Annotated in this window: 22 protein-coding genes; 14 read left to right on the plus strand and 8 right to left on the minus strand. The window is 67.6% G+C overall.

Going from position 1 to position 23575, the window contains the following annotated elements; translation table 11 throughout:
• The first annotated feature begins 26 nt into the window (after window positions 1–26).
• A complete protein-coding gene (treS, locus tag FB478_RS14980) occupies window positions 27–2303 on the plus strand; it encodes a maltose alpha-D-glucosyltransferase (protein WP_056388456.1) in 2277 nt (758 codons plus the stop codon).
• Between the two features lie 33 nt (window positions 2304–2336).
• On the opposite strand, the gene FB478_RS14985 is transcribed toward treS, so the two are convergent.
• Window positions 2337–3554, minus strand: coding sequence for an ROK family transcriptional regulator (locus FB478_RS14985; RefSeq protein WP_144601004.1), 1218 nt, complete (start codon window positions 3552–3554; stop codon window positions 2337–2339).
• Window positions 3555–3762: 208 nt separating this feature from the next.
• Here FB478_RS14985 and FB478_RS14990 point away from each other — a divergent pair, with 208 nt between their 5' ends.
• The 10 genes from FB478_RS14990 to FB478_RS15035 all read left to right on the plus strand — a co-directional run bounded on the left by FB478_RS14990 (window position 3763) and on the right by FB478_RS15035 (window position 14087).
• A complete protein-coding gene (locus tag FB478_RS14990; RefSeq protein WP_144601005.1) occupies window positions 3763–4878 on the plus strand; it encodes a Gfo/Idh/MocA family protein in 1116 nt (371 codons plus the stop codon).
• Window positions 4875–5705 (plus strand): hypothetical protein, encoded by an 831-nt coding sequence (locus tag FB478_RS14995; RefSeq protein ID WP_144601006.1) that lies wholly within the window; start codon window positions 4875–4877, stop codon window positions 5703–5705. Before FB478_RS14990 ends, FB478_RS14995 begins: the two co-directional genes overlap by 4 nt.
• A gap of 113 nt (window positions 5706–5818) precedes the next feature.
• The gene (locus tag FB478_RS15000; RefSeq protein ID WP_018770301.1) at window positions 5819–7144 is read left to right on the plus strand and encodes an ABC transporter substrate-binding protein; all 1326 of its coding nucleotides are present in this window, start codon (window positions 5819–5821) and stop codon (window positions 7142–7144) included.
• Between the two features lie 12 nt (window positions 7145–7156).
• Entirely contained in the window at window positions 7157–8119 is a 963-nt protein-coding gene (locus FB478_RS15005) for a carbohydrate ABC transporter permease (RefSeq protein WP_018770302.1), read from the plus strand.
• Complete coding sequence (locus FB478_RS15010) at window positions 8119–9009, plus strand: carbohydrate ABC transporter permease (protein WP_018770303.1); 891 nt, start codon at window positions 8119–8121, stop codon at window positions 9007–9009. Before FB478_RS15005 ends, FB478_RS15010 begins: the two co-directional genes overlap by 1 nt.
• Before the next feature lie 41 nt (window positions 9010–9050).
• Window positions 9051–9815 (plus strand): sugar phosphate isomerase/epimerase, encoded by a 765-nt coding sequence (locus FB478_RS15015; protein WP_056388462.1) that lies wholly within the window; start codon window positions 9051–9053, stop codon window positions 9813–9815.
• A complete protein-coding gene (locus FB478_RS15020) occupies window positions 9812–10939 on the plus strand; it encodes a Gfo/Idh/MocA family protein (RefSeq protein WP_018770305.1) in 1128 nt (375 codons plus the stop codon). Before FB478_RS15015 ends, FB478_RS15020 begins: the two co-directional genes overlap by 4 nt.
• 45 nt (window positions 10940–10984) lie before the next feature.
• Window positions 10985–12163, plus strand: a complete 1179-nt coding sequence (locus tag FB478_RS15025) for a Gfo/Idh/MocA family protein (protein WP_144601007.1) — start codon at window positions 10985–10987, stop codon at window positions 12161–12163.
• Window positions 12164–12189: 26 nt separating this feature from the next.
• Window positions 12190–13191 carry a sugar phosphate isomerase/epimerase gene (locus tag FB478_RS15030; protein WP_144601008.1) on the plus strand — a complete coding sequence of 334 codons (1002 nt, stop codon included), beginning with the start codon at window positions 12190–12192 and terminating at the stop codon, window positions 13189–13191.
• Between the two features lie 11 nt (window positions 13192–13202).
• Window positions 13203–14087, plus strand: coding sequence for a PD40 domain-containing protein (locus FB478_RS15035; protein ID WP_144601009.1), 885 nt, complete (start codon window positions 13203–13205; stop codon window positions 14085–14087).
• Between the two features lie 7 nt (window positions 14088–14094).
• Here the strand turns inward: FB478_RS15035 and FB478_RS15040 are convergent, their stop codons facing one another.
• The 3 genes from FB478_RS15040 to FB478_RS15050 form a co-directional block, all read right to left on the minus strand.
• Window positions 14095–14964, minus strand: coding sequence for a glycosyltransferase family 2 protein (locus FB478_RS15040; RefSeq protein WP_144601010.1), 870 nt, complete (start codon window positions 14962–14964; stop codon window positions 14095–14097).
• A gap of 190 nt (window positions 14965–15154) precedes the next feature.
• On the minus strand, window positions 15155–15514 hold the full coding sequence (locus tag FB478_RS15045) for a hypothetical protein (protein ID WP_056388472.1): 360 nt from the start codon (window positions 15512–15514) through the stop codon (window positions 15155–15157).
• Window positions 15515–15591: 77 nt separating this feature from the next.
• Entirely contained in the window at window positions 15592–16491 is a 900-nt protein-coding gene (locus FB478_RS15050; RefSeq protein ID WP_144601011.1) for an SDR family oxidoreductase, read from the minus strand.
• Window positions 16492–16710: 219 nt separating this feature from the next.
• On the opposite strand from FB478_RS15050, the gene FB478_RS15055 reads away from it, so the two are divergent.
• Together FB478_RS15055 and FB478_RS15060 are read left to right on the plus strand one after the other, a co-directional pair.
• On the plus strand, window positions 16711–17232 hold the full coding sequence (locus FB478_RS15055) for a DUF6328 family protein (protein WP_056388476.1): 522 nt from the start codon (window positions 16711–16713) through the stop codon (window positions 17230–17232).
• A gap of 3 nt (window positions 17233–17235) precedes the next feature.
• The gene (locus FB478_RS15060) at window positions 17236–17898 is read left to right on the plus strand and encodes a DUF6766 family protein (RefSeq protein ID WP_134165340.1); all 663 of its coding nucleotides are present in this window, start codon (window positions 17236–17238) and stop codon (window positions 17896–17898) included.
• Window positions 17899–17978: 80 nt separating this feature from the next.
• Here the strand turns inward: FB478_RS15060 and FB478_RS15065 are convergent, their stop codons facing one another.
• From FB478_RS15065 to FB478_RS15080, 4 genes are all read right to left on the minus strand, one after another.
• A complete protein-coding gene (locus FB478_RS15065; protein ID WP_144601012.1) occupies window positions 17979–19103 on the minus strand; it encodes a glycerate kinase in 1125 nt (374 codons plus the stop codon).
• A gap of 118 nt (window positions 19104–19221) precedes the next feature.
• Window positions 19222–20031: an SDR family oxidoreductase gene (locus FB478_RS15070; RefSeq protein ID WP_018770315.1), complete on the minus strand. Its 810-nt coding sequence runs from the start codon at window positions 20029–20031 to the stop codon at window positions 19222–19224.
• Between the two features lie 137 nt (window positions 20032–20168).
• Entirely contained in the window at window positions 20169–20612 is a 444-nt protein-coding gene (locus tag FB478_RS15075) for a hypothetical protein (protein WP_144601013.1), read from the minus strand.
• Between the two features lie 308 nt (window positions 20613–20920).
• Window positions 20921–21697 carry a class I SAM-dependent methyltransferase gene (locus FB478_RS15080; protein WP_134164939.1) on the minus strand — a complete coding sequence of 259 codons (777 nt, stop codon included), beginning with the start codon at window positions 21695–21697 and terminating at the stop codon, window positions 20921–20923.
• Between the two features lie 212 nt (window positions 21698–21909).
• On the opposite strand from FB478_RS15080, the gene FB478_RS15085 reads away from it, so the two are divergent.
• Entirely contained in the window at window positions 21910–23571 is a 1662-nt protein-coding gene (locus FB478_RS15085) for an ATP-binding protein (protein ID WP_144601014.1), read from the plus strand.
• The last annotated feature ends 4 nt before the right edge of the window (window positions 23572–23575 follow it).

Genomic DNA, 23575 nt, shown 5'->3' on the forward strand with positions numbered 1-23575 from the left:
GAAACGAGCAATGGAAAGAGGAGCTTATGCCTGAGCCGGGCACCAGCGGGAACACTTCGGAAGCGGATGCAGCCGCCCCCATCGGGGAAGTGGAAGCGGGCGCTGCGGAGCCGTCAACGGAACTGGACGTCAATTTCGACGAGCAGTTCTTCGCGGCCAGGCCAAAGGCGCTGCGGCCCATCGCGCGCCGGCGCCAGTTCGTCGGCAGCAGGCCGTCCTTTGAGTTCGACGGGCGGAACGCGGCGTACGTGGACTGGCTCCGCAACCAGGCGATGCTCGGGGACGCGAACACGCTGGCCCGGCAGCTGTCCGGCCAGGCCAGCATGTGGCAGAACTCGTACGCCCATCCCAACCCGCGGGCCGCCGTCGAACGCGCCTCCGTGTGGTTCACCGCCTACCCGCTGTCCTTCATCACCCCGTCCGGCCAGTCATTCCTTTCGGCGCTGGGCGATCCGGCCATGTGGAAGGCGTTCCGCGAAATCGGTATCCGCGGAATCCACACCGGGCCCGTGAAGCTCGCCGGCGGCATCAGCGGCTGGTCCCACACGCCCAGCGTGGACGGGCACTTCGACCGCATCAGCATGGCGATCGACCCTGTTTTCGGCACCGAGGATGAGTTCCGGCGGATGTGCGAGGTGGCCGCCGAGCACGACGGCACCGTCATCGACGACATCGTCCCGGGCCACACCGGCAAGGGCGCGGACTTCCGCCTGGCCGAAATGAACTTCCGGGACTACCCCGGCATCTACCACATGATCGATATTCCGGAGGAGGACTGGAACCTGCTCCCGGACGTCCCGGAGGGGGCGGACTCGGTCAACCTCAGCCCCGACTCCGAGCAGGCGCTGCAGAAGGCCGGCTACATCATCGGCAGGCTGCAGCGGGTCATCTTCTACGAACCCGGGGTGAAGGAAACCAACTGGAGCGCCACGCGGCCCATCGTGGATACCACCGGCAAGACCCGCCGCTGGGTCTACCTGCACTACTTCAAGGCCGGCCAGCCCTCCATCAACTGGCTGGACCCCACCTTCGCCGGAATGCGCCTGGTGGTGGGCGATGCCCTGCATTCGCTGGTGGACCTGGGCACGGGGGCGCTGCGCCTGGACGCCAACGGCTTCCTGGGCGTGGAGAAGAGCGCCGAAGAACAACCCGGCTGGTCCGAGGGGCACCCACTGTCCGAGGCAGCCAACCAGCTCATCGGCTCCATGATCCGGAAGGTGGGCGGGTTCTCCTTCCAGGAACTGAACCTGACCATCGACGACATCAAGGCAACCTCCGATGCCGGCCCCGACCTGTCCTACGACTTCATCACCCGGCCTGCGTACCACTACTCCCTGGTCACGGCCGACACCGAGTTCCTGCGGCTGACCCTCCGGCTGTCGCTGGAAATCGGCGTGGACCAGGCGTCGCTGGTGCATGCCCTGCAGAACCATGACGAACTCACTTACGAGCTCCTGCACTTCGCCGCCGGGCACCGGGACGAGATGTTCGAGCTCAACGGCGAGGAACTCACCGGGGCGCAGCTGGCCGAACAGGTCCAGCAGACCCTGCGGGAACGGCTCACCGGCGAAAACGGGCCCTACAACGCCGTCTTCACCACCAACGGCATTGCCTGCACCTCGGTGAGCTTCATCATGGCCGCGCTGGGCATCAAGGACCCGTCCACCACCACCCCGGAGCAGGAAGCCCAGATCCGGGACGTCCACCTGCTCCTGGCCATGTACAACGCCCTGCAGCCGGGCGTCTTTGCCCTTTCCGGCTGGGACCTCACGGGCATCCTGGCCCTGGACCGGAGCAGCGTCCGCGAGCTCACCTCGCAGGGCGATACCCGCTGGATCAACCGCGGCGCCCACGACCTCATGGGAACCAGTCCGGACGCCACCACCTCGTCCGCCGGGATGCCCCGGGCCCGCAGCCTGTACGGGCCGCTGCCCGAACAGCTCAAGGACCCCGACTCGTTCGCGCGCCGGCTGCAGCGGATCCTCGCCGTGCGGGAAGAGAACGGGATCGCCACCGGCACCCTGCTCGACGTCCCGGACGTTTCCAACCGCAGCGCACTGGTGCTGGTCAACCGGCTGAAGGACGGCAGCCTGCAGGTCACGGCGCTCAACTTCTCCGGGCAGGACATCGCCGGCAGCATCCAGTCCAACGAGCTGCCGTCCGGCGCCAACGTCAAGGATCTGTTCAGCGGCGAGACGGTGGGGCAGGTGGATGACCTGCACAGCTTCTTCCTGGAGCTGCCCGCGTACGGCGGCACGGCACTGATCCTGGCCGAAGCGCCCGAGCCGGAGGCGGAGGCGTAGAGCCCACGCCGGGTAGGCCGGGGATTCCCGGCTTTACCCGGCGATGGCGCCTGCCAGCGTGGCTTCGATGACGGCCGGCGAGAGGACGTACTGGGTGACCAGTTTGCTTGCGCCAAGGACCGCCGCCTGGCTCCCGGCGCGGGAGCCGTTGATGCGCAGGTGCGAGGTGGCCAGCGGCGGGGAGCGCCGGTACACCACCTCGCGGATGCCGGCCACCAGGTGCTCGCCCGTCTCGCCAACGCTGCCGCCCACCACAATCACGGACGGATTGAGCAGGTTCACCACGGTGGCCAGGACCTCGCCGATGTCCCGGCCGGCCTGGCGCAGCGCCTGGATGGCCTGCAGGTTGCCGTCGGCGGCGAGCCGGAGCACGTCCGAGCCCTTTGCCACGTCCAGTCCCTGGTCCCGGAGGGAGCGCACGACGGCGGGACCGGACGCCAGCGCCTCCAGGCACCCATAGTTTCCACAGGCACACAGGACATCCGCGCCGCGGGCCACCTGGACGTGGCCCAGGTCGCCTGCCGTGCCGTTGGCGCCACGCTGCAGTTCCCCGTTGCTGATGATGCCGGAGCCGATGCCGGTTGCCACCTTCACGAAGAAGAAGTTGTTGTGTTCGGGCCAGTGCGCGGACTGCTCCCCCAGCGCCATGATGTTCACGTCGTTGTCCACCAGCACGTGGACGGGCAGGGACCGCTGGACGTAGCTGACCACGTCGAACCCGTCCCAGCCCGGCATGATGGGCGGCTTGACGGGCTTGCCGGTGTCATGTTCCACGGGCCCGGGCAGCCCGATGCCGATCCCGGCCAGTTCCGCAACGGTCCGTCCGGTGGACGCCAGCAGTTCCTTGCCCTGCGCCACCACCTGGTCCAGCACGGCTTCCGGCCCGTCGGCCACCTGCTGCGCCAGCCGGTGTTCGGCCAGGATGTTTCCGCCGAGATCCGTCACCGCAACGATGACGTGCGTGGCGCCCACGTCCACGGCCAGCACCAGGCGGGCTGACGGGTTGAAGGCAAAGCGCGACGGCGGCCTGCCGCCGCTGGAGAGCGCCTCACCCGCGGGACCCACCAGGCCGGACAGCATCAGCGCATCGATCCGCGAGGCGACGGTTGAGCGGGCCAAACCCGTGCTCAGCGCAAGCTCGGCGCGGGTGCGGGCCCGGCCGTCACGCAGCAGCTGGAAGAGGTCCCCGGCGCGCGACAGGCTGCCGACATCGGACTCTTTTCCGGCCTGCCTACCTGTCACTGAAGTCATGTCTAAGTCATAACACTCTTACTTTCCGCTGTCACCAATCAGAAGAATGACGCGCAACAAACAACTTTTGCTTGACGTGCGTCAAAAGTAGTTCTACGTTGTGACTCAAGGCACATTCGCGGATCCGATGGTGAACATCAGCCGCACTGATTCCGGCACCGTAATCCGCTTACACCCCCAGAGTCCGCTTACAAAGAGGTAACTGACCTTGTCCCAGCAAGCAGCGTCCCAGCACGCCGCGCCGGCAGACCGGCCGCTCCTCGGCGTCGGCATCCTCGGCGCGGGGCCCGTCACGCAGGCCATCCACCTCCCGGCACTGGCCCGCCTCCAGGACATCCTGGAAGTACGGCACATCATGGATGTGGATGCCGCCGTGGCCTCGTCGGTGGCGGCCCGCGTTGGCGCCACGGCCGGCACCAGCATGGCTGCCCTGCTGGACGATCCCGCCGTGGACGTCGTGGCAATCTGCAGCCCCCACCAGTTCCACGCCGACCAGGTCATCGCCGCCTGCAGGGCCGGCAAGAAGGCCGTCCTCTGCGAAAAGCCTTTCGCCATGAACGCCGAGGAAGCCGCCCGCATCTCGGCCGTCAGCGCCGAAACCGGGGTGCCAATCGTCGTCGGGGCCATGCACACCTTCGACCCCGGCTGGCTCGCGGCCGAACAGAACTGGGGCGACCTTCCCGGGCAGGTCCACACCATCCGTTCCTCCATCGTCCTGCCGCCCAATGCCCGCTTCGAGGACTTCGCCACCGAGATCGTCACGCGGCCGGCCGCAGGCCGGCCCGACTACTCGGACCCGGACGTCATCAAGAGCGCACTCCGGGGCGGGATCATGGGCCTGGCCATCCACGACCTGCCGCTGGTCCGCCGGTTCACCCCGGACTTCACGGACCTCGAAGTCCTCCAGGTGTTCCACGTCCGCCCGTTCGGCTATGCCGTTTCGCTGCGCACCCCAACCCGCGTCATCGAACTGCGTGCCGTTATGAACGGCACCTGGAAGCCCCAGTGGACCTTCGAGGCCATCGGGGACGATGCGGCCCTTCACATCGACTTCACACCGTCGTATGTCCAGGCCGGCTCCGCAGTGGCCACCCTCACCCGCGGCAACGGCAGCGATACCCGCACGTTCGGCCCGTACGGCCACAACGGTTATGAGGGCGAATGGCGTGAACTTGCCGGGCTTGCCCGGGGAACCCGCCAGGCACCCGCCGCACAAACCCTGATCGACGACCTCACCTTTGCCCTCGCCATCGCCGACGCCACGGCAGCAAGCGCCGGGGCGGGGCATGCCGGTGCCGCGGGAAAAGCAGGAGTTACGCCATGAGCGGCCAGTACACGGTCTCGGCATCACCCGCCGCGCGGGAAGAGGGCGCGGTTACCCAAACGGTGGCCTCACTGCCTGCAACCTTCGGCCCGGCTCCGGAGAGCCGGCAGGGCACCGCCGACGTCCTGGTGGTCGCAGGCGGACCCGGCTGGACCACCGAAGCCCTTCACGCCGTTGCCGCCGGCGCCCGCGGCGTTGTGGTGGCCAACCCGGCACCCGAGGACACCACGGAACTGGCCGCCGCGGTTGACGCCGCAGGAACCGCCGTCGTCCTGGACCTCCGCTGGGCCTCCAACCCCGCCCTGGTGGCGGAAGGCAGCACCCCGGACGCCCGCGACGCAGTGCGCAGTGCCCTGGGCAGCGCGTCCCTGCTGGACAGCGTTGCGACGGCGGCCCCCGGCACCGACCCGCAGCGGCTCCTGGGCGAACACCTCGCCGCGCTGCTGGCCGTCAGCGGACCGCTCGACGGCGTAAGCCTCCTCCGCAGCGACGCCACGGGATACACGGTGGCCGGCAGGCTGGCCAACGGCGCGCCCTTCACCGCCCAGGGCGTGCTGACCGCTGCCCGCCCGGCCGCCGTCGACATCCGCCTCTACACCGCCGACGGCGGGGTGTCCGTCCAGGTCCCGGATCCGGACGCCGCCTGGCCGGCCGAAGTCCGGGTCACCGGAGCCCATGGCGAACTTTTGCTTCCCACGCTTTACGAATCCGCCCACCGGTCAGCGTGGCGGCGCCTGAAGGACCATCTTGGCGCCGGCACCCGGCCGGACGATCTGGCCGGGTTCGCCCGGCTGACCGACCTCTACGCAACCCTCGCTGCCACGTAACCAGACCCACCGATACGCAACCTGAACAGCAGTCCAGTCCCACCTCCACTCTCGACGATGAGCAGGACCGCACCAACGGCGCACTGCGCCGGCCGGTCCCGAAAGGACACATCATGAACGCAACTTCCGAACAGCGCCGCCCCTTCTCCCGGCGCGGTTTCCTGGGCCTGACGGCTGCCGCCGCCGCAGCACCCCTCCTCGCCGCCTGCGGCGGCGGCTCGGCATCGCAGGGCGGCGGAGGCGGCGCGGGCGGAACGGTCAAGTTCTGGGACATGCCGTGGGCAACGCCCGCCTACAACGACGCCGCCAAGGGCATCGCGGAAGGTTTCTCCGGAGCCAACGGCGCCAAGGCCTCGTACCAGATCATCCAGTGGAACAACTTCTACCAGACCTTCTCCTCCGCGATCGCCTCGAAGACGGGCCCGGCTGTCTCCACCGGCGGCGGCTTCCAAGCCTTCCAGTTCGAGCAGCAGGGCCAGATCGCGTACGCGGACAAGGTGATCGAGAAGCTGAAGGCCAATGGCCAGTTCAACGACTTCCTGCCCGGCGTGCTGGACCCCTTCAAGTCGGACAAGGGCTACGTGGCGGTCCCGTGGCAGCTGGACATGCGCGTCTTCTGGTACCGCAAGTCGCTGTTCGAGAAGGCAAACGTTGCCCTCCCCACGGACTGGCCGTCCCTGCTGGAAGCAGGCAAGGCCCTGAAGAAGGTGGGCGCATTCGGCTTCACCACCGGCGCAGGCGCGGGCAACAACTACGCCAACCACTCCATGATCATGATGATGGTCAACAACGGCGGCGGTGTCTGGAACAAGGACGGCGAGCTGGACCTGATGAACGACCGCAACGTGGAGGCCATGGAGTTCGTCCTGGAACTCGTGTCCAACGGCATCGTCGACCCCGCCGCTGTCAGCTACACCACGGACAACATGTCCGCGCAGTGGAAGGACGGCAAGGCAGGCTACGGCCTGTTCCAGGTCAACGTTCCGCAGCGTGTGGGCGATACCTCGGGCGACCTGCTGGTGGCTGACCCCATCAAGGGTCCGCACGGCGACAAGGCAACGATCGTCTTCCCGAACAACATCATGATGTACACCAACACCCCGTCCCAGGAGGCGTCGGAGGAGTTCCTGGTGTACTACCTGGGCCAGCTCAAGCAGCTGTGGCAGAAGAAGCTGATGTCCGCCCTTCCGGTCTTCAAGTCGATCACGGAGATTCCCGAGTTCGCCAACGATCCCAACAACGTCAAGATCGTCAAGGACTGGCAGCCCATCGCCAAGACCTTCGCCGCCCAGGGCAGCAGGCTCAACGCCAACCTCGCCGCACTCGACGGCGGCCAGGCACTGAACCAGTTCAGCCAGACCATCATCACCGGAAAGGCCGACGCCAAGACTGCCCTGCAGACCTTCCAGTCCGGCCTCGAATCAGTCCTGAAGAAGTAGGACGGACCGCCCATGTCCAGCACCACCACCCAGTCCGGCCTGGCCCGGGCCCGCCGCGGGATTGCCCCCGGCGGGTCCGGGACCGCCCCCGGCAAGCGCAAGAGCAAGCTCTCCGCCCAGGCGACCAGGACCTTCTTTTGGCTCCTGCTTCCCTCTGTGGTCCTCCTTGTCCTGATCCACGGCTACCCGCTGATCTATGCGGCCATCCAGGCCACGCATGACGGGGACCTGCTCCAGACCGGCAACTTCGTGGGCGCGCAGAACTTCGCCACCGTCCTGACGTCGCCGGCCTTCTGGAAGGCAGCACAGTTCACGCTGTGGTTCACCATTGTGGGCGTCTTCGGGTCATGGCTCGTGGGCCTGGGCCTTGCCCTGCTCCTGCGGACCAGGATTCCGGCCGGCGGCACCTTCAAGGTCCTGCTGCTCCTGCCGTGGGTGGTGCCCATCGTGGTCTCCTCCACCGCATGGAACTGGCTGGTGGCCACCCCGGACAGCCTGATCCCGTCGCTGTTCCGGAACCTGGGCATGGGCACCCCGCTCTTCCTGGCCGACCCCTCCCTTGCTTCCATCACGGTGATGGTGTTCAAGGTCTGGGTCAGCTTCCCGTTCATGATGATGATGATCTCGGCCGCGCTGGCCTCCGTGGACACCACCGTTTACGAGGCAGCCAGCATGGACGGCGCCAGCCGCTGGCAGCAGTTCACGCAGATCACCCTGCCGCTGATTGCCCGCTCCACGTACATCAGCTGGATCCTGATGACCATCTTCTGCGTCAACGACTTCCCCACCATCTACCTGCTCACCGGCGGCGGCCCGGTCAACGCCACCACCTCCCTGGTGGTCCTGGCGTACCGGACCGTGTTCCAGGACTTCGCCACCGGCCCAGGCGTGGCCATCGCCTTCCTCATGACCATGACCCTGGTGGTCATCTCGGTTATCCTGTACCGCCAGATCCGAAAGTCGAGCGTCGAATAATGAGCGCAGTACTCCACGCCCATCCCGAATCCGGCCCCACGCTCGGCGTCGATGCCGGCAAACGCCGCAGGGTCCTCTCCGAGGCGGGACAGCGCGGCCGCTGGTGGCGGTTCGCCGCGATCCTCATCATCACGGGGATCGTGCTGGTGCCCATCATGGTCACCATCCTCCTGGCCTTCACGCCCGGGCCGAACAGCACGGCCACCGGCCTGACCTTTGAAAACCTCGGCAACGTCTTCTCCAAGACCCTGGCCGCCACCTGGCTGAAGAACAGCCTGATCACCACCCTTTCCACGGTGGTGGTGTCCGTGGCCGTGGCCGCACCTGCCGGCTACGTCCTCTCCCGGGGCCGCAGCAAGGCGGTTTCCGGATATTCGCTGCTCCTGTTCGTGATGCAGTCGCTGCCCATCATCACCTCCGTGGTGCCGCTGTTCATCCTGTTCGCCGGCATGGGCCTGGTGGACAACCTCCTGGGCCTGACCATCATCTACGTCGGCTCCACCATGACGGTTGCCACCTGGATGATGGCCGCCTACTTCGATTCCATCCCGATCAGCCTGGAGGAGGCGTCCTGGATCGACGGGTGCTCCGTTTTCGGCTCCTTCACCAAGGTGGTCCTGCGGAACTCCCTGCCCGGCGTCCTTTCCACCGCGATCTTCGCCTTCCTCCTGGCCTGGAACGACTACCTGGTGGCCATCGTGTTCCTGCGCTCGAATGAAATCTTCACCCTTCCCATGGGCGTGCAGTCCTTCTTCCAGCAGAATGCAACGGACTGGACCTCGGTCATGGCCCTGGCCGTGGTCATGATGCTCCCGCCCGTCATCGTCTTCGCCACCTTGAACAAGTACTTCAGCGTGGGCGGCATCGGCGGCTCGCTCGCCGGCCGCTGACCCCAACCCCAACGACCTCTACAGAACCGCTAAGGAAACCCATGTCTTACTCACTGCAGCTTTACACGCTCCGCAACGCCATTTCCGAGGATCTTCCGGGGACCATCAGGAAGGTGGCGGAGATCGGCTTCACCCAGGTTGAGCCGTACAACTTCGTGGCCACCGCCAGGGAACTCGGCGCCGCCCTGAAGGAGAACGGCCTCACCGCGCCGTCCGGCCACGCGCCCCTGATGAGCCAGGACCAGGACGAAATCTTCGCGGCGGCCAAGGAACTGGGCATCACCACCGTCATTGATCCTTTCCTTCCCGCCGAGCACTGGCAAAAGGCCGAAGACATCCAGGCCACCGCCGAAAAGCTCAACGCGGCCGCCAAAAAGGGTGCTGAATACGGCATCCGCGTGGGCTACCACAACCACGCCTGGGAACTGGAGTCCACCATCGAGGGCCGCACGGCCCTGGAGTACTTCGCATCCCTGCTGGACCCGGAACTGGTCCTGGAGGTGGACACCTACTGGGCAGCCGTGGGCGGCCAGGACCCCGTGGAACTCCTGGCCAGGCTGGGCGACCGGGTGAAGTTCATCCACATCAAGGACGGCCCCCTGAACAAGGACAATAAGGCCCAACAGCCCGCAGGCCAGGGCAAAGTGCCCGTCATGGAGGTCATCGCCGCAGCAAAGTCGCTGGAGGTGGGCGTGGTGGAGTTCGATGACTATGCCGGCGACATTTTCGATGGCATCGCCCAGAGCCTTGCCTTCCTGAACAGCGACACCGACAGCAACACCGCAGCCGAAGGAGCCAACGCGTGAGCACCCCCGCAAGCAAGCCGGCCCGCACCGGGCCGGTGGGCGTTGGCGTCATCGGCGCCGGCGTGATCAGCAAGCAGTACCTGGACAACCTGACCGCGTTCCCGGACCTCAAGGTCCACGTGATCGCCGACCTCTTCGAGGAAGCCGCCGAGGCCCGGGCCAAGGAGTACGGCGTCCCGGAGTGGGGCGGCGTGGACAAGGCCCTGAACCACCCCGACGTCGAGATCATCGTCAACCTCACCATTCCCGCCGCCCACGTGGAGGTGGCCACCGCCGCCGTCAACGCCGGCAAGCACGTCTGGACGGAAAAGCCGTTCTCCCTGGACCGCGAATCCGGGCTCGGCCTGCTCAAGACCGCCGACGCCGCCGGGATCCGCCTTGGCTGCGCCCCGGACACCTTCCTCGGGGCCGGCATCCAGACGGCCCTGCGCCTGATCCAGCGCGGCGACATCGGCACGCCGCTGACGGCGATGACCACGTTCCAGACCCCCGGCCCGGAATCCTGGCACCCCAACCCCGCGTTCCTCTTCCAGCACGGCGCCGGCCCGCTGTTCGACATGGGCCCGTACTACCTCACCACCCTGGTCCAGGCCTTCGGCTCCATCCGCAAGGTGGCCGCCGTCGGGTCCAAGGCCAAGGATGTGCGCGTGATCGGTTCCGGGCCCAAAGCCGGCGAGGAGTTCACCGTCGAGGTGCCCACCCACGTCTCCGCGATGGCGCAGTTCGAATCCGGCGCCTCCTCACACAGCGTCTTCTCCTTCGAGTCGCCCCGGACCCGGATGGGATTCGTGGAAATCACCGGGACCGAAGCCACCATCTCACTGCCGGATCCCAACTACTTCACGGGCGACATCAAGCTCTGGCGCGCCGGCGACGAGGACTGGACCACCGTTCCGGCCACCGGGCCCGCCAACGGCCGCGGCATGGGCGTGCTGGACATGGCACGCTCGCTGCGGGCAGGAACAGCCCACAGGGCCACCGGCGAACTGGCGTACCACGTCCTGGACACCATGGTCTCGATCTCCGAGTCCATCGATGCGGGCACATTCGTGAACGTCGAAAGCTCGGCCCCGGTATCCCCCGCCCTCCCCGAGGACTGGGCACCGGAAACCGCCACCCTCTAAATCCAGCACGTAGTCCAGCCAGCAGGAAGCACGCAGGAACGCATCATGACCACACCCGCACACCCGTCCGAACCTTCGGCCTCCCAACCGGCTCCCCGCCCGCTGGGTGTAGCCGCGATCGGTTACGCCTTCATGGGCAAGGCCCACTCCAACGCGTGGCGGAACGTGGCCAGCTTCTTCGACGTCCCGGCCTTCGAGCAGAAGGTCCTCGTGGGCCGGGACGCCGGCGCCGTCGTCGAGGCGGCGGCCAAGTACGGCTGGGCAGAATCAGCCACCGACTGGCGCACGGTGATCACCCGGGACGACATCGACATCGTCGACATCTGCGCCCCGGGGTGGATGCACGCCGAGATCGCCATCGCCGCCCTGGAAGCAGGCAAGCATGTCCTGGTGGAAAAACCCCTGGCAAACACCCTCGCGGAGGCCGAGCTCATGACCGCCGCCGCGGCCAAGGCCCGGGCCAAGGGCGTGCAGTCGATGATCGGCTTCAACTACCGGCGCGTCCCGGCACTGGCACTGGCGAAGGAGCTCATCGCCGAAGGCCGCCTGGGCACGGTCCGGCACGTCCGCGGCGCGTACCTGCAGGACTGGCTCGCCGACGCGCAGGCCCCCATGACCTGGCGGCTGCGGAAGGAAACCGCCGGGTCCGGCGCGCTGGGGGACATCGCCAGCCACGCCATCGACCAGGTCCTGTTCCTCCTGGGCGACCAGGTCACCGAGGTCAGCGGCCGGCTGAACACCTTCGTGGGCCGCCGCCCCGGCACGGACGGCATCGAGGACGTCACGGTCGACGACGCCGCCTGGGCCACGCTGTCCCTCACCTCCGGGGCGGTCGCCTCAGTCGAGGTCTCCCGGGTGGCCACCGGCAGGAAGAACTCCCTGCAGATCGAGGTGTACGGGGACAAGGGCAGCCTCCTGTTCGACCTGGAAAACCTCAACGAACTCGGCTTCCTGGATGCCACCGTCCCGGTCCGCGAACAGGGCTTCCGCCGGATCCTGGTCAACGAGCCGGAGCACCCGTACCTGGACGCGTGGTGGCCGCAGGGCCATATCATCGGCTGGGAACACACCTTCACGCACCAGGTCCGCGACTTCCTGCTGGCCATCCGGGACGGAAACCAGCCCTCGCCGTCGTTCGAAGAAGGACTGAACGTCCAGTACGTCCTGGACGCCGTGGAGGAATCCGCCGCCAACAAGAGCACCCTCACCGTCGTCCGCCACTAGCACCCCCGTCTTCCAAGGAGCCCTGCATGCCCCGCCCGTTCACCCTGTTCACCGGCCAGTGGGCCGACCTGCCCTTCGAAGAAGTCGCCCGCCTGGCCTCCGGCTGGGGCTACGACGGCCTGGAAATCGCCGTCTCCGGCGACCATCTGGACGCCTGGCGCTGGGACGAACCCGGCTACGTCGAGTCCAAACTCGAAATCCTGGACAAGTACAACCTCAAGGTCTGGGCCATCTCCAACCACCTCAAAGGCCAGGCCGTCTGCGATGACCCCATCGACTTCCGCCACCAGGCCATCGTCGGCTCCAAAGTCTGGGGCGACGGCGACCCCGAAGGCGTCCGCACCCGCGCCGCCGAGGAAATGAAACACACCGCCCGGCTCGCCAAAGCCCTCGGCGTGGACACGGTCGTCGGGTTCACCGGCTCCTCCATCTGGCAATACGTGGCCATGTTCCCGCCCGTCCCGGAAAAAGTCATCGACGCCGGCTACCAGGACTTCGCCGACCGCTGGAACCCCATCCTGGACGTCTTCGACGAATGCGGCGTCCGCTTCGCCCACGAAGTCCACCCCTCCGAGATCGCCTACGACTACTGGACCACCGTCCGCACCCTCGAGGCCATCGGCCACCGCGAAGCGTTCGGCCTGAACTGGGACCCCTCGCACATGATGTGGCAGGGCATCGACCCCGTCTCCTTCATCTGGGACTTCAAGGACCGGATCTACCACGTGGACTGCAAGGACACCAAGATCCGCCAGACCGGCCGCAACACCGTCCTGGGCTCCCACCTGCCCTGGGGCGACCCCCGCCGCGGCTGGGACTTCGTCTCCGCCGGACGCGGCGACGTCCCCTGGGAAGCCTCCTTCCGCGCCCTCGCCGCCATCGGCTACAACGGGCCCATCAGCATCGAATGGGAAGACGCCGGCATGGACCGCCTCCACGGCGCCCCCGAAGCACTCGCGGCCCTGAAAAAATACGACTTCCCCGCCTCCCAAACCAGCTTCGACGCCGCCTTCAGCAGCAAGGACTAGGACGAACTGACGTGGTCCGCACCCTTCAACCAGGCCAGCGCTGCGAGGTGTGGACCGCGTCGGTCACCGGCGAATCCTCGCTTGTCTTCCGCACCGGGGACATGCTGCTCGAGGCGCCCAACTGGACCCTCGACGGCCGGGCACTGATTCTTAACGGAAACGGGGAACTCTGGCGGCTCAACCTGGCGGCCGGTTCGCTGGAGCCCCTCCCGCTGACCGGCGCCCCGGACCTCAAAAATGACCACGTCCTGGACCCTGACGGCAGCAGCATCTTCCTCTCGGGCGGGGACGGCCACATCTACCGCGCACCACTGGCAGGCGGGCGGGCCACCAGGATCACGGACGACGACGGATCCTTCCACTTCCTCCACGGCGTCAGTCCGGATGGGCGCAGGCTGGCGTACGTGGACATTGCGGCGGGAGACTTCACGCGGCCCGGCCGGCTGCGCACCATCCCCGCTGGCGGAGGCCCGCCCTGGGACGTGGAGGTGGGCGGGGGACACTGCGACGGGCCCGAGTATTCACCCGATGGCGACTGGCTGTACCTCAACACGGAGTCGTTCACCACGGCACCCGGCCATGCCCAGCTTGCCCGGGTCCGCCCGGACGGCAGCCAGTTCGAGCGGCTCGTCAGCAGTGCCACCGTCGACTGGTTCCCGCACCTGTCCCCCGACGGGCGCCTGGCCAGCTATGTGCGCTTTCCCGCTGGAACCCGGGGCCACCCCGCAGACCTGCCGGTCGACGTCGTCCTTGTCTCCACCGACGACTGGACCGCGCCGCTGCACACCTGGCCGGTGTTCGGCGGCCAGGGCACGCTCAACGTCAACAGCTGGGCGCCGGATTCGAAGCGGTTCGCGTATGTGGCCTACCCGCTGGACACCGCGCAGGGCCACTAGGGCCTGGTCACACAGCGTCCTCGTTCAGGACCACGTCGTACGCCTCTACCCGCCGGTCCGTCACGGTCGTGGGCGATTCAAGGTGGACCGCGCCGGACGGCAGGATCCCGGCCCCGCCGTACCGTTCCATCACCTGCCACTGCGCCACCACGTCCTCCCCGGCGTGGTCTGCAGGGAGCGTGCTCCAGAAACGGAACCCGCCGGCGTCGTCCAGCGCCTCCCTGCGGTAGAGCACACAGCCGCCCAGCCAGGCCACGTGGTAGGGCACCCACTCGCCGGGCTGCAGCGACAGTTCCGCGCAGACGTGGCTGAGGTTGGCGGCGCTGTGCAGCGGCCAGCGTTCAAAACCCGGGGCACCCGGACGGATGCGCTCCGGAGCCACCGGTCCGTCCCAGGCCTGGAAGGAGGCCGTCTGTTCCGGCCTGCGGTCGTCCAGGAAGGACAGGCCCTGCGGTGCCATCCCCACGAAACCGCACTGGAGCTGGTCCAGTGCCCTGCTCAGCCGTTCCACGGCACCGGGCTCCAGCCAGACGTCGTCGTCCAGGAAGAGGCACTGATCCGCGGTGGACTGGTCCAGCAGGAACTGGCGGTGTTCGGCCAGTCCGCGCCGCGGAAGGTGCCGCAGCAGCGTGACGGGCCGGCCCTGCGCCTGCAGCACCCGCACCATGGCGGCGGCAGCGGGATGGTCCCAGGCCGGCTGTCCGGCTGACTGGTCGCTGATGACGACGGCGAACGCGGGCTCGGACTGTGCGGCCAGTCCCGCGAGGGTGACGGCGAGTTCGGCAGGCCGGTTGCAGGTGGGCACCAGGACGTCCACCGCCACCTTGTCCGGCCGGTCCTGCGGCCGCGCCCACTGTTCGGAAGATCTCCTGCCCACACTCCACCTTCCTGGCGTTGACGTTGGTGCCGGCGGCAGCGCAGGCTGCTTGCTGCTGCCTGCCGACGGGATGGGGTTCCGCGTGTTCCGTACCCCGAGGGACGGGATGTATTCGCCTTGGCGGAACCGCAAAGGCCCCCGCTTCCACTGCCCGGGGGCAGCGGAAACGGGGGCCTTTGGTCAGGAGGCTTTATCCGGCGTCGAAGCTCTCGTCGTCGTCATTGGGCGACTCTTCCTTCGGAAGGTCGTTTCCGCTGCCGTCCGGAAGGCCCGTCGCTTCCTGGCCCGACTCCGAGGACACCGGCGCCGACCCCTGGGAATCGTCATTGGACTCGTCGATCTCGGCCGCGCTGGACGGAAGATCCATGTCGTGCGGGACGGGAGCCTGGCCCGCGCCCGACTGCGGTTCGTTCGTGTCCGCGCCGGCCGTGGACGCGCCGCCGCCGGACTGCTGGCCACCCTGCGTGCCTGCCGCCTCCTGCTCGGCCGTGGGGGTGCCGTAGCCGCCCGGAGCCGTCTCGGGTTCAGCCTGCTGGTTTTCCTGCGTCATGCTTCCTCCTGTTGTTCGTTGCCGATATTGCTGGTCTGGTGATGCCGGCCCGGATGCCCCAGCGGGTGGGACCCCCATTAAAGCCCCTTGCCGCCCGTGACCGGGAGGACTGCACCGGAAATGTAGGACCCGTCCTCGGATGCGAGCAGCACGTACGCCGCGGCAAGCTCGGCCGGCTGCCCCGCGCGCCCCAGCGGCGTGTCCTGCCCGAAGGAGGGGAGCTTGTCCGGCCATTCGGTGGCCGGGATCAGCGGTGTCCAGATGGGGCCCGGAGCTACGGCATTGACGCGGATCCCCTTGGGACCCAATTCCTGGGCCAGGGCCTTGGTGAACGCCACCTGCGCCGCTTTGGTCATGGCGTAGTCGATGAGCCCGGGTGACGGGTTGAAGGCCTGGATGGAGGCCGTGGTGATGATCGAGGCACCCGCCTTCAGGTGCGGCACGGCCGCCCGCGCGGACCACAGCAGCGAGTAGAGGTTGGTGCGGAAGACCCTGTCGAACTCCTCGGTGGGGAGCGTCTCGAGGCTCTCGCGGTTCTTCTGGTACGCGGCGTTCAGGACCAGGATGTCGAGGCGGCCGAATCCGGAGACCGTCTCCTCCACGATGCGGGTGCTGAACTCCTCCTCACGTCCGTCACCGGGAAGCAGGAGCGCGCGGCGGCCGGTTTTCCGGATCCATTCCGCCGTGTCCTGCGCGTCGTCTTCCTCCTCAGGCAGGTACGAGATCGCGACGTCGGCCCCTTCCCGGGCGAAGGCGATGGCGGCAGCCTTGCCGATGCCTGAGTCCCCGCCCGTGATGAGGGCTGCCTTGCCGTCGAGCTTGCCGTGCCCCTCGTAGCTGCGCTCCCCGTGGTCTGGTTTGGGGTCCATGGGGCCGGTCAGCCCGGGCTGCTTCTGTTCCTGCTCGGGAAACGGGCCCGAGTGGTAGCCGCCGCGCGGATCCTTCGGCTGGTCTGTCTGCTTGTCGGTCTCGCTCATAGTCCGCCTGCCTGTGTCGGTTGACCTGTGTCGGTGCGAAGGGCCCGCCGTGCTCCGGCCCTTCGAAGCTATCCCGGGCGGAGGACCAAGTCCACCGCCCAAGACTAATAATCAGTAAACTTATCAAATGTAGGAGCACGCGCAACGGCCTGCCTTGTTTCTGGGTACGGGAGGAGTAGAAAGAAAGCCTGGGCCGCGGCCGGAGAGGAAGGAGGGCCGATGTCTGAGGTTGAGGACTACACGGGCCGGACGGGACGCAATGAAACCCGCGAGGAGCAGCTTGACCGCAACTGGGCGGAACTCCTGCAGGAGCTCCGCGTACTTCAGACCGGGGTGCAGATCCTGGCCGGCTTCCTGCTGACGCTGCCGTTCCAGCAGCGGTTCGAAAAGCTGGACGGCTGGGAGGTTGGCCTGTATCTCGTCAACGTCGTCATCGCCGCGCTCACCACGGCCTTCATCCTCCTCCCGGTCAGTGTGCACCGCCGGCTTTTCCGCAAGCGGCTCAAGGAAACACTGGTCTCCAGCGCCGACAGCATCACCAAGATCGCACTGGGCGGCATCGCCCTGCTGAGCGCCGGAACAGCCGCCCTGGTGTTCGATGTTGCCGCCGGGCGGTCTGCCGGCGTCACGGCCGGGGGTGCACTCCTGGGCGTCATGGTGGTCATGCTGGTTTTCGTTCCGCTCCGCCTGAACAAGCGGGCTACAGGCAGGATCCTCCCGCCACCATCGGACAAGGAGTAAGACATGCGCAAATGGGCAAGGGAACATGGCCTGCTGCTGGCCAACCTGGGCTGCTTCCTGGCGTTCTTCGTGGGCATGATCCTCTCCGGAGCCGCTTCCTACAGTGAAGACCAGCAGGCCCACGGGGAGCCCGCCGTCTCGGTCCTGGAGTTCCTGGGCACGGGCGCCTTCGTCGAGGCCACCTTCGAGAACTGGGAATCGGAGTTCCTGCAGATGGCCATGTACGTGGTCCTCACCGTGTTCCTGTTCCAGAAAGGCTCATCCGAATCCAAGCCAATGGGCAAGGAGGCGCCGCAGGATGAAGATCCCCGCCAGGCGGCCCTGCGGAAGGCCACGCCCTGGCCGGTGCGGCGGGGCGGAGTGGTACTCAAGGTGTACGAGCATTCACTGTCGATCCTGCTGTTCTCCCTGTTCCTTGGCTCGTTCTTCCTGCACGCCGCCGGCGGTGTGGACGAGTACAACCAGGACCAGCAAAGCCATGGCCAGCCCGCCATCACGTACCTGCAGTACCTGGGCACCAGCCGCTTCTGGTTTGAGTCCTTCCAAAACTGGCAAAGCGAGTTCCTGGCCGTCGCGGTCCTGGTGGGCGCGTCGGTCTACCTCCGGGAGAAGGGGTCCCCGGAATCGAAGCCCGTTGCCGAACCCCACTACGAGACCGGGACCTGAAGGCCCGGCCCACCTGGCCGATCCAACACCCGGCCCAATCCAGCCGGCAATCCAACCAGCCCCACCCAAGTGGCCGTGGGCTAGGCCCCTTCGAGTACCTGGCTTGTTGCCCAGGCCAGGTACTTGCCGGCGTTCGCCACAGCGTCCTGTGGGCTGGATGCGACGTCCAGCAGCTGCGCCGCGGAAACCACGCCGTGCCCGGCAAGGTCCTCAAGGGTCACCAGGATCCTGCCGGCCACCACGATGACGGGAATTCCGCGTTCCCGGGCTGCGTCCGCGAGCGCGATCGGCGCCTTGCCGGTGAGTGACTGGGAATCCATGGATCCCTCACCGGTGATCACCAGGTCTGCCTGGTCCAGCTGCGCGGCCAGGCCGGTCAGTCCGGCCACCAGTGCGAAGCCGCCTTCCAGCGTGGCGTCGGTGAAGGCAAGGAACGACGCCGGGAAGCCGCCGGCGGCGCCGGCGCCTGGGACGTTCACGTCCCGGCCCGTTGCTTCCCGCAGCACTGACGCCCAGTTGCGCAGCCCGGCGTCGAGCATTTCCACGCTGTCCTGGTCCCCGCCTTTTTGGGGGCCGAAAACGTGCGCGGCGCCGGACGGCCCGTACAGCGGGTTGCGGACGTCGACGGCGATGCGGAACGTGGCGGCAGACAGCCGCGGGTCCAGCCCGGTGGTGTCCAGGGCGACGATGTCCGCCAGGGAACCGCCGCCCAGGGGCACCACGTTCCCCGCGCCGTCCAGGGGCTTCAGGCCGAGGGCGCGCAGGGCGCCGCTGCCGCCGTCGGTCATGGCCGAGCCGCCCAGGCCCAGGACGATCTCGGTGGCGCCCGCATCCAGTGCGGCAGCAATGAGCTGGCCGCAGCCATAGCTGTGGGCACGCAGGGCGTTGGCGGGCGTTGGTTCCATGTCCGCCAAACCGGAGGCCTGGGCCGTTTCGATCACTGCCGTAACCTTGCCGTCCCCGGCCTTGTGGATGGCCCAGGCAGCGCCCAGCGGGGCAAGGATGGGCCCCACCACGGCGTTCAGCCGCTCTTCGTAGCCTGCGGCCACGGCCGCCTCAAGGGTGCCCTCGCCACCGTCGGCAATGGGGAACTGCGTGACGACGGCGTCCGGGTACACCCGCAAGGCGCCTTCCGCGATGGCAGCGGCAGCCTCGGCCGCCGTCAGGGACCCCTTGAACTTGTCCGGAGCGATAAGAATGCGCATGCGCTCCATCATGCCAGCAAGCCGCCGGAAAGCGCTTGCCAGATCCGCGATATGGACTCTGTGACTGCCCCACGCTCAGGAGAACAGCCAGCGACAGCCAGCGACAGGCACAAGGGGCCTACGCTTCGCGCCAGTCGTTGCTGGTGATGTGCGATCCCGCCTGCGGACCCATCTGGAGCATCCCGCCGTCGACCACCCACGCCGCACCGGTCACGTAGCTGGAGGCAGGCGAGGCGAGGAAGGCGATGACGTCGGCGATCTCCCGGGCATGCCCGGGCCGGCCCAGCGGCACCCCGGGGCGCTTCGTCGTCGTCGGATCCTGGTCCTCCTGCCCCGTCATTGGCGTGGCAATCTCCCCCGGCGCCACCGTGTTGGCCGTGATGCCGTACTGGCCCAGCTCCAGGGCGAGCGTCTTCATCAGGCCGCCCAGGCCGTGCTTGGACGCATCATAGGCGGACGATCCGACGCGCGGCTGGAACTCGTGCACGCTGGACACCGCCACCAGCCGGCCGCCCTTCCCGGCCTTGACCATGCGCCTTGCTGCCGCCTGCAGGCAGACGAACGCGCCGTTGAGGTTCGTGTCCAGGATCCTCATCCAGTCATCGATCCCCATGTCCAGGAACTTTGTGCTCGCACCCGTCCCGGCATTGTTCACGAAGACATCCAGGCCGCCCAGCTCCCCGGCGAGTTCATCGATCACGCCGGCAGCGGCGTGGAGCTCGGTGGTGTCCAGCTGCCGGACCACGGCCTTGCGCCCCAGGCCGCGGATTTCTTCGGCGGTGCCCTCGGCGCCTGCCTTATCCGAATGCCAGGTGACACCCACGTCCATGCCGGCGCGGGCGAGCGCCACGGCGGTGGCCTTGCCGATTCCTGAGTCTGAAGCGGTGACGATGGCGGTGGTGGGCGTGAAGTTGCTGGTATCCGGCATGGCGGGGCCTTTCGTCAGGTCTGGCGGGTCTTGTCAGGGCGGGTCTTGTCAGGGCGGGTCTTGTTAGGGCGGCTCTGGTTCGGGCAGGCCGGCTCTGTTCAGGCGGGGCGGCTCTGGTTCGGGCAGGCCGGCTCTGTTCAGGCCGGGCGGCGGAGATCGGGCTGGTAGGACTCGTCGGCGGCGGTGGCCGGGCTGCCGCCAGCTTTCCGGGGCTCCGGCTGCGGTTCGGGCACGGCCATCAACGGAACCGCGAAGGTCACCACCGGCCGGGCACCGCCGTCATCCGCCGACCTGATGGTCAGGCTCCTGGTGCCGGGCGGCACCGACGGGGTAAACACCTGCAGGTTGCGGGAACCGACTGTGGCCGATTCCTGCAGGGTGTATTCCGTGCCGAAGTGGTCCTCCACGATGAGGTGCGGCTCAGCCGCGTCATCCGAGGGAAGGTGGATGTTGACCACCAGGCCGGATGCCCAAACCTCCACTGACAGGATGGTGAACTCCGTGGCGGAGGTGACGTGCCGCCCATAGGTGGGCGGAAGGAGCATCCGGCGCAGGGCGCCGGATGGAATGAAGTTGCTCATGATGGTTCCTGTAGGTCTTGCGCCGGCGGTCGGGGTGGCGGCGCCGGAGGGTGATGCGGTGGCGGCCGAACGGGGTGGCGCGGGTGCGGCTTAGGCGTCTTCGCGATCCGCAGCATCCGCATCGCGGATCCGGTTGCCTTTATCTCCTGCCATGGCAGTCTTCCCTCCATCCCCAGCTAACTAGTAAGTCTACTTACCATGGAGCCTCCGGATCCGGCCCCTGTCAAGGGGATGGAAGGCAGCCTGCGGCCGGACTGCGGGGATATGCGTGAAGTCTGCGGAACAGTTCGAACACCCCGTTGCCAGGGCTACCGGCGGGGGCGGACCACCGCGTAATACCCGGGCACCCTGTCCTGGCCCGGCACGCCGGTCACCGGGTTGGTTTCGATGGCCACATGGCCATCCTCAAGGAGTTCCCAGTCCGACGCCGGGAACGCACGTTCGCGCTCTTCCGGCCCGAAGTGCCCCGGCATGGGAAGCCCGCGGATGGCCAGCTCCAACGGCGCCGGAATGCCATGCGTGCTTGCCCCAAGATGGGTGACGTACTCCAGCGGGTTTCCCTGGAAGTTGGTTTCCGCCATGAAGACCGTCCCGCGGCCGCCCACCAGGATCCGCAGGTTGTCGACCATCGCCGTTTGGTGGGCCGGATCGAGGACATGCAGCACGCCGCGGATAAAGACGTTGGCGCCGTCAGGGCCCAACTGGAAGGACTCCGCCAGTTGCCCGGCAGCACCCTCCGCCGTCATGTCCCTGGCTTCAAAGGCGGCGTTTCCGATTCCTGCGGACTCCGCCCGCGCCCGGGCAACAGCATGGGGTGAGACGTCCACGCCGATGACCCGTGGAAAGATCCCGGCGAGCGCGCGGGTGAAGCTGCCGTGCCCACAGCCGGTGTCCACAACGGGAAGCGCAGGGTCCAGGTTACGAAGGAGGCTGTCCTGGTAGCCCTGGAACTCATGGTTGCTCCCCGAGTCCCAGAGGACCTCGCCGCCCGGACCGGTGGAAGTAATGCCGGCCCAGTACCGGTCCCACGCCTTATGCCGGTCCTTGGGGGCGCTGCGTGAGAGCCTGATGAGCTTGGGGATCATCAGGTACTTCTGCCAGGTGGACCGTGGCGACTTTGTTGGGGACACGGCTCAAATATATGGTCCTGCCCGTCCCGGTGGCGGACCTTCGGCAACATTACGGCGTGCCACAACTCCCTGGCAGCGCGGAAAGCGGGGGTAAGGGTGCGCACGCCGTGGACCCGCTTTGCCCGCATCCCCCTAGAATGTAGTCAACTGGGAGGGAAGGGAGCACTGTGACGGCTGTCCCGAGTGACGCGCGCCTGCCCCGCACGGCCGTCGTGGCCGATCCCGACGCAGGCCGGAGGGCCCGTAACGCCCAGGCGCTGCGCGACGCCGGATACACCGTCCTCGAAGCCACCGACGCCGGCAGCCTCGCCGCGGTGCTGGACGGCGGTGAACCGTCAGTCGTCGTCGCCGATGCCTTCCTGTCCGGCGTCCTGTCAACCACCACGTCCGCCGCCCCGGTCCTGGTGATGGTGGACCTGGACAGCCCCGCGGAGATCGCAGCTGCCAACCCGCCAGGTGTCCACGACTGCATCACCAAGCCGCCTGCACCCCAGGAGCTGGTGCACCGCGCGTCCGTCCTCATCGACCAGGTATCCCGCCGCCGCGCCTCCAGGCAGGAAGCCGAAGCGCTCCGGGAGCAGTTGCGTGAAGTCTCTGCCGCGGTGCGCGCCACCAACGACCCCCAGGAAATCGCCAACCACGTCGTCGCGGGATTCGGCCGCACCTTCAAGGCCGACCACGTTGTCCTGGCAACCTTCGAGGATCACCGCGTCCCCGTCATCACGGCCGGGTGGCACAGGCGGGGCCTCGCGGAGCTGCCCGCTGACGCCCTTCCACGCGAGGAAGACGCCCGTGCCACGGCGGACATGCTCTGGGCCGGGACCGAGACGCTCTCCGCCGACGGAAACGAACCGGCCGCCCGCAGCGAGGCGAGGCCCGGCCCCGGTCCCGCCATCGCTGGAGCCGCCTCAACCCTGGCGGTGCCCATCGGCGAAGGAAATTCCTCCCTGGGCATCATCTGGATCGCCATGATGGACCGGCCCCGGACCTGGTCCAGCGCTGAACTGGGGCTGATCCAGCACGTGGCCGGCAACGCCGCCTACGGCCTCATCCAAAGCCACCTGATCAGCAGCCAGCAGCAGGTGGTCAAGCAGCTGAGGGAACTCGACAAGGCCAAGACTGACTTCCTGGCAACGGTGAACCACGAGCTGCGGACGCCGCTGACCTCGATCATGGCGTACCTGGACATGATCCAGGAAAGCACCGAGCATCCGGTGTCCCGGGAGGTCCACCAGATGCTGGACATCGTGGTCCGCAATACCGAACGCCTCCGCACGCTCATCGAGGACATGCTCAGCGTCTCCCGCGGCGGGCTGGACAACGCCGCGATGCAGCTGGGACCCGTGCGGCTGGGTCAGACCCTGGATCTGGTGGCCGCGGCGCTCCGCCCGCTGGCCACGCTGCAGAACGTCACCATCGACGTGGACCCTGTTCCGGAGGATCCGGAGATACTCGCGGACGAGGTGCAGCTGCAACAGGTCTTCACCAACCTGGTGTCCAATGCCATCAAGTTCACGCCCAGTGGTGGACGGATCGAGGTGGGCAGCGAATCCCATGCCGCCGCGGACGGCTCCAAATGGGCCACCGTGCGCATCGCCGACACCGGCATCGGCATCTCGAGCGATGAAATCAACCACGTATTCACCAGGTTCTACCGCGCCTCCAACGCGATGAACGGCGCCATCCCGGGAACAGGCCTGGGCCTTGCCATCTCCAAGGACATCGTGGACCGCCACGGCGGCCGGATCGACGTCGCCTCCACCCTGGGCTCCGGGACCACTGTCACCGTCAGCCTTCCCCTCGGCACCGACCACGTCCAGGCCAACTAGGCGC

This window comes from Arthrobacter sp. AG367 (genome assembly GCF_007828995.1).
Taxonomy (GTDB): Bacteria; Actinomycetota; Actinomycetes; order Actinomycetales; family Micrococcaceae; genus Arthrobacter.

Excerpts from the sequence above, each read along its gene's own strand:
- FB478_RS15080 (WP_134164939.1), bottom strand. The coding sequence starts at position 21,697 with ATGATCCCCAAGCTCATCAGGCTCTCACGCAGCGCCCCCAAGGACCGG.
- FB478_RS15025 (WP_144601007.1), top strand. The coding sequence starts at position 10,985 with ATGACCACACCCGCACACCCGTCCGAACCTTCGGCCTCCCAACCGGCT.
- FB478_RS14995 (WP_144601006.1), top strand. The coding sequence starts at position 4,875 with ATGAGCGGCCAGTACACGGTCTCGGCATCACCCGCCGCGCGGGAAGAG.
- FB478_RS15065 (WP_144601012.1), bottom strand. The coding sequence starts at position 19,103 with ATGCGCATTCTTATCGCTCCGGACAAGTTCAAGGGGTCCCTGACGGCG.
- FB478_RS15075 (WP_144601013.1), bottom strand. The coding sequence starts at position 20,612 with ATGAGCAACTTCATTCCATCCGGCGCCCTGCGCCGGATGCTCCTTCCG.
- FB478_RS15055 (WP_056388476.1), top strand. The coding sequence starts at position 16,711 with ATGTCTGAGGTTGAGGACTACACGGGCCGGACGGGACGCAATGAAACC.
- FB478_RS15060 (WP_134165340.1), top strand. The coding sequence starts at position 17,236 with ATGCGCAAATGGGCAAGGGAACATGGCCTGCTGCTGGCCAACCTGGGC.
- FB478_RS15050 (WP_144601011.1), bottom strand. The coding sequence starts at position 16,491 with ATGAGCGAGACCGACAAGCAGACAGACCAGCCGAAGGATCCGCGCGGC.
- FB478_RS15005 (WP_018770302.1), top strand. The coding sequence starts at position 7,157 with ATGTCCAGCACCACCACCCAGTCCGGCCTGGCCCGGGCCCGCCGCGGG.
- treS (WP_056388456.1), top strand. The coding sequence starts at position 27 with ATGCCTGAGCCGGGCACCAGCGGGAACACTTCGGAAGCGGATGCAGCC.
- FB478_RS15010 (WP_018770303.1), top strand. The coding sequence starts at position 8,119 with ATGAGCGCAGTACTCCACGCCCATCCCGAATCCGGCCCCACGCTCGGC.
- FB478_RS15030 (WP_144601008.1), top strand. The coding sequence starts at position 12,190 with ATGCCCCGCCCGTTCACCCTGTTCACCGGCCAGTGGGCCGACCTGCCC.
- FB478_RS15015 (WP_056388462.1), top strand. The coding sequence starts at position 9,051 with ATGTCTTACTCACTGCAGCTTTACACGCTCCGCAACGCCATTTCCGAG.
- FB478_RS15045 (WP_056388472.1), bottom strand. The coding sequence starts at position 15,514 with ATGACGCAGGAAAACCAGCAGGCTGAACCCGAGACGGCTCCGGGCGGC.
- FB478_RS15070 (WP_018770315.1), bottom strand. The coding sequence starts at position 20,031 with ATGCCGGATACCAGCAACTTCACGCCCACCACCGCCATCGTCACCGCT.
- FB478_RS14985 (WP_144601004.1), bottom strand. The coding sequence starts at position 3,554 with ATGACTTCAGTGACAGGTAGGCAGGCCGGAAAAGAGTCCGATGTCGGC.
- FB478_RS15000 (WP_018770301.1), top strand. The coding sequence starts at position 5,819 with ATGAACGCAACTTCCGAACAGCGCCGCCCCTTCTCCCGGCGCGGTTTC.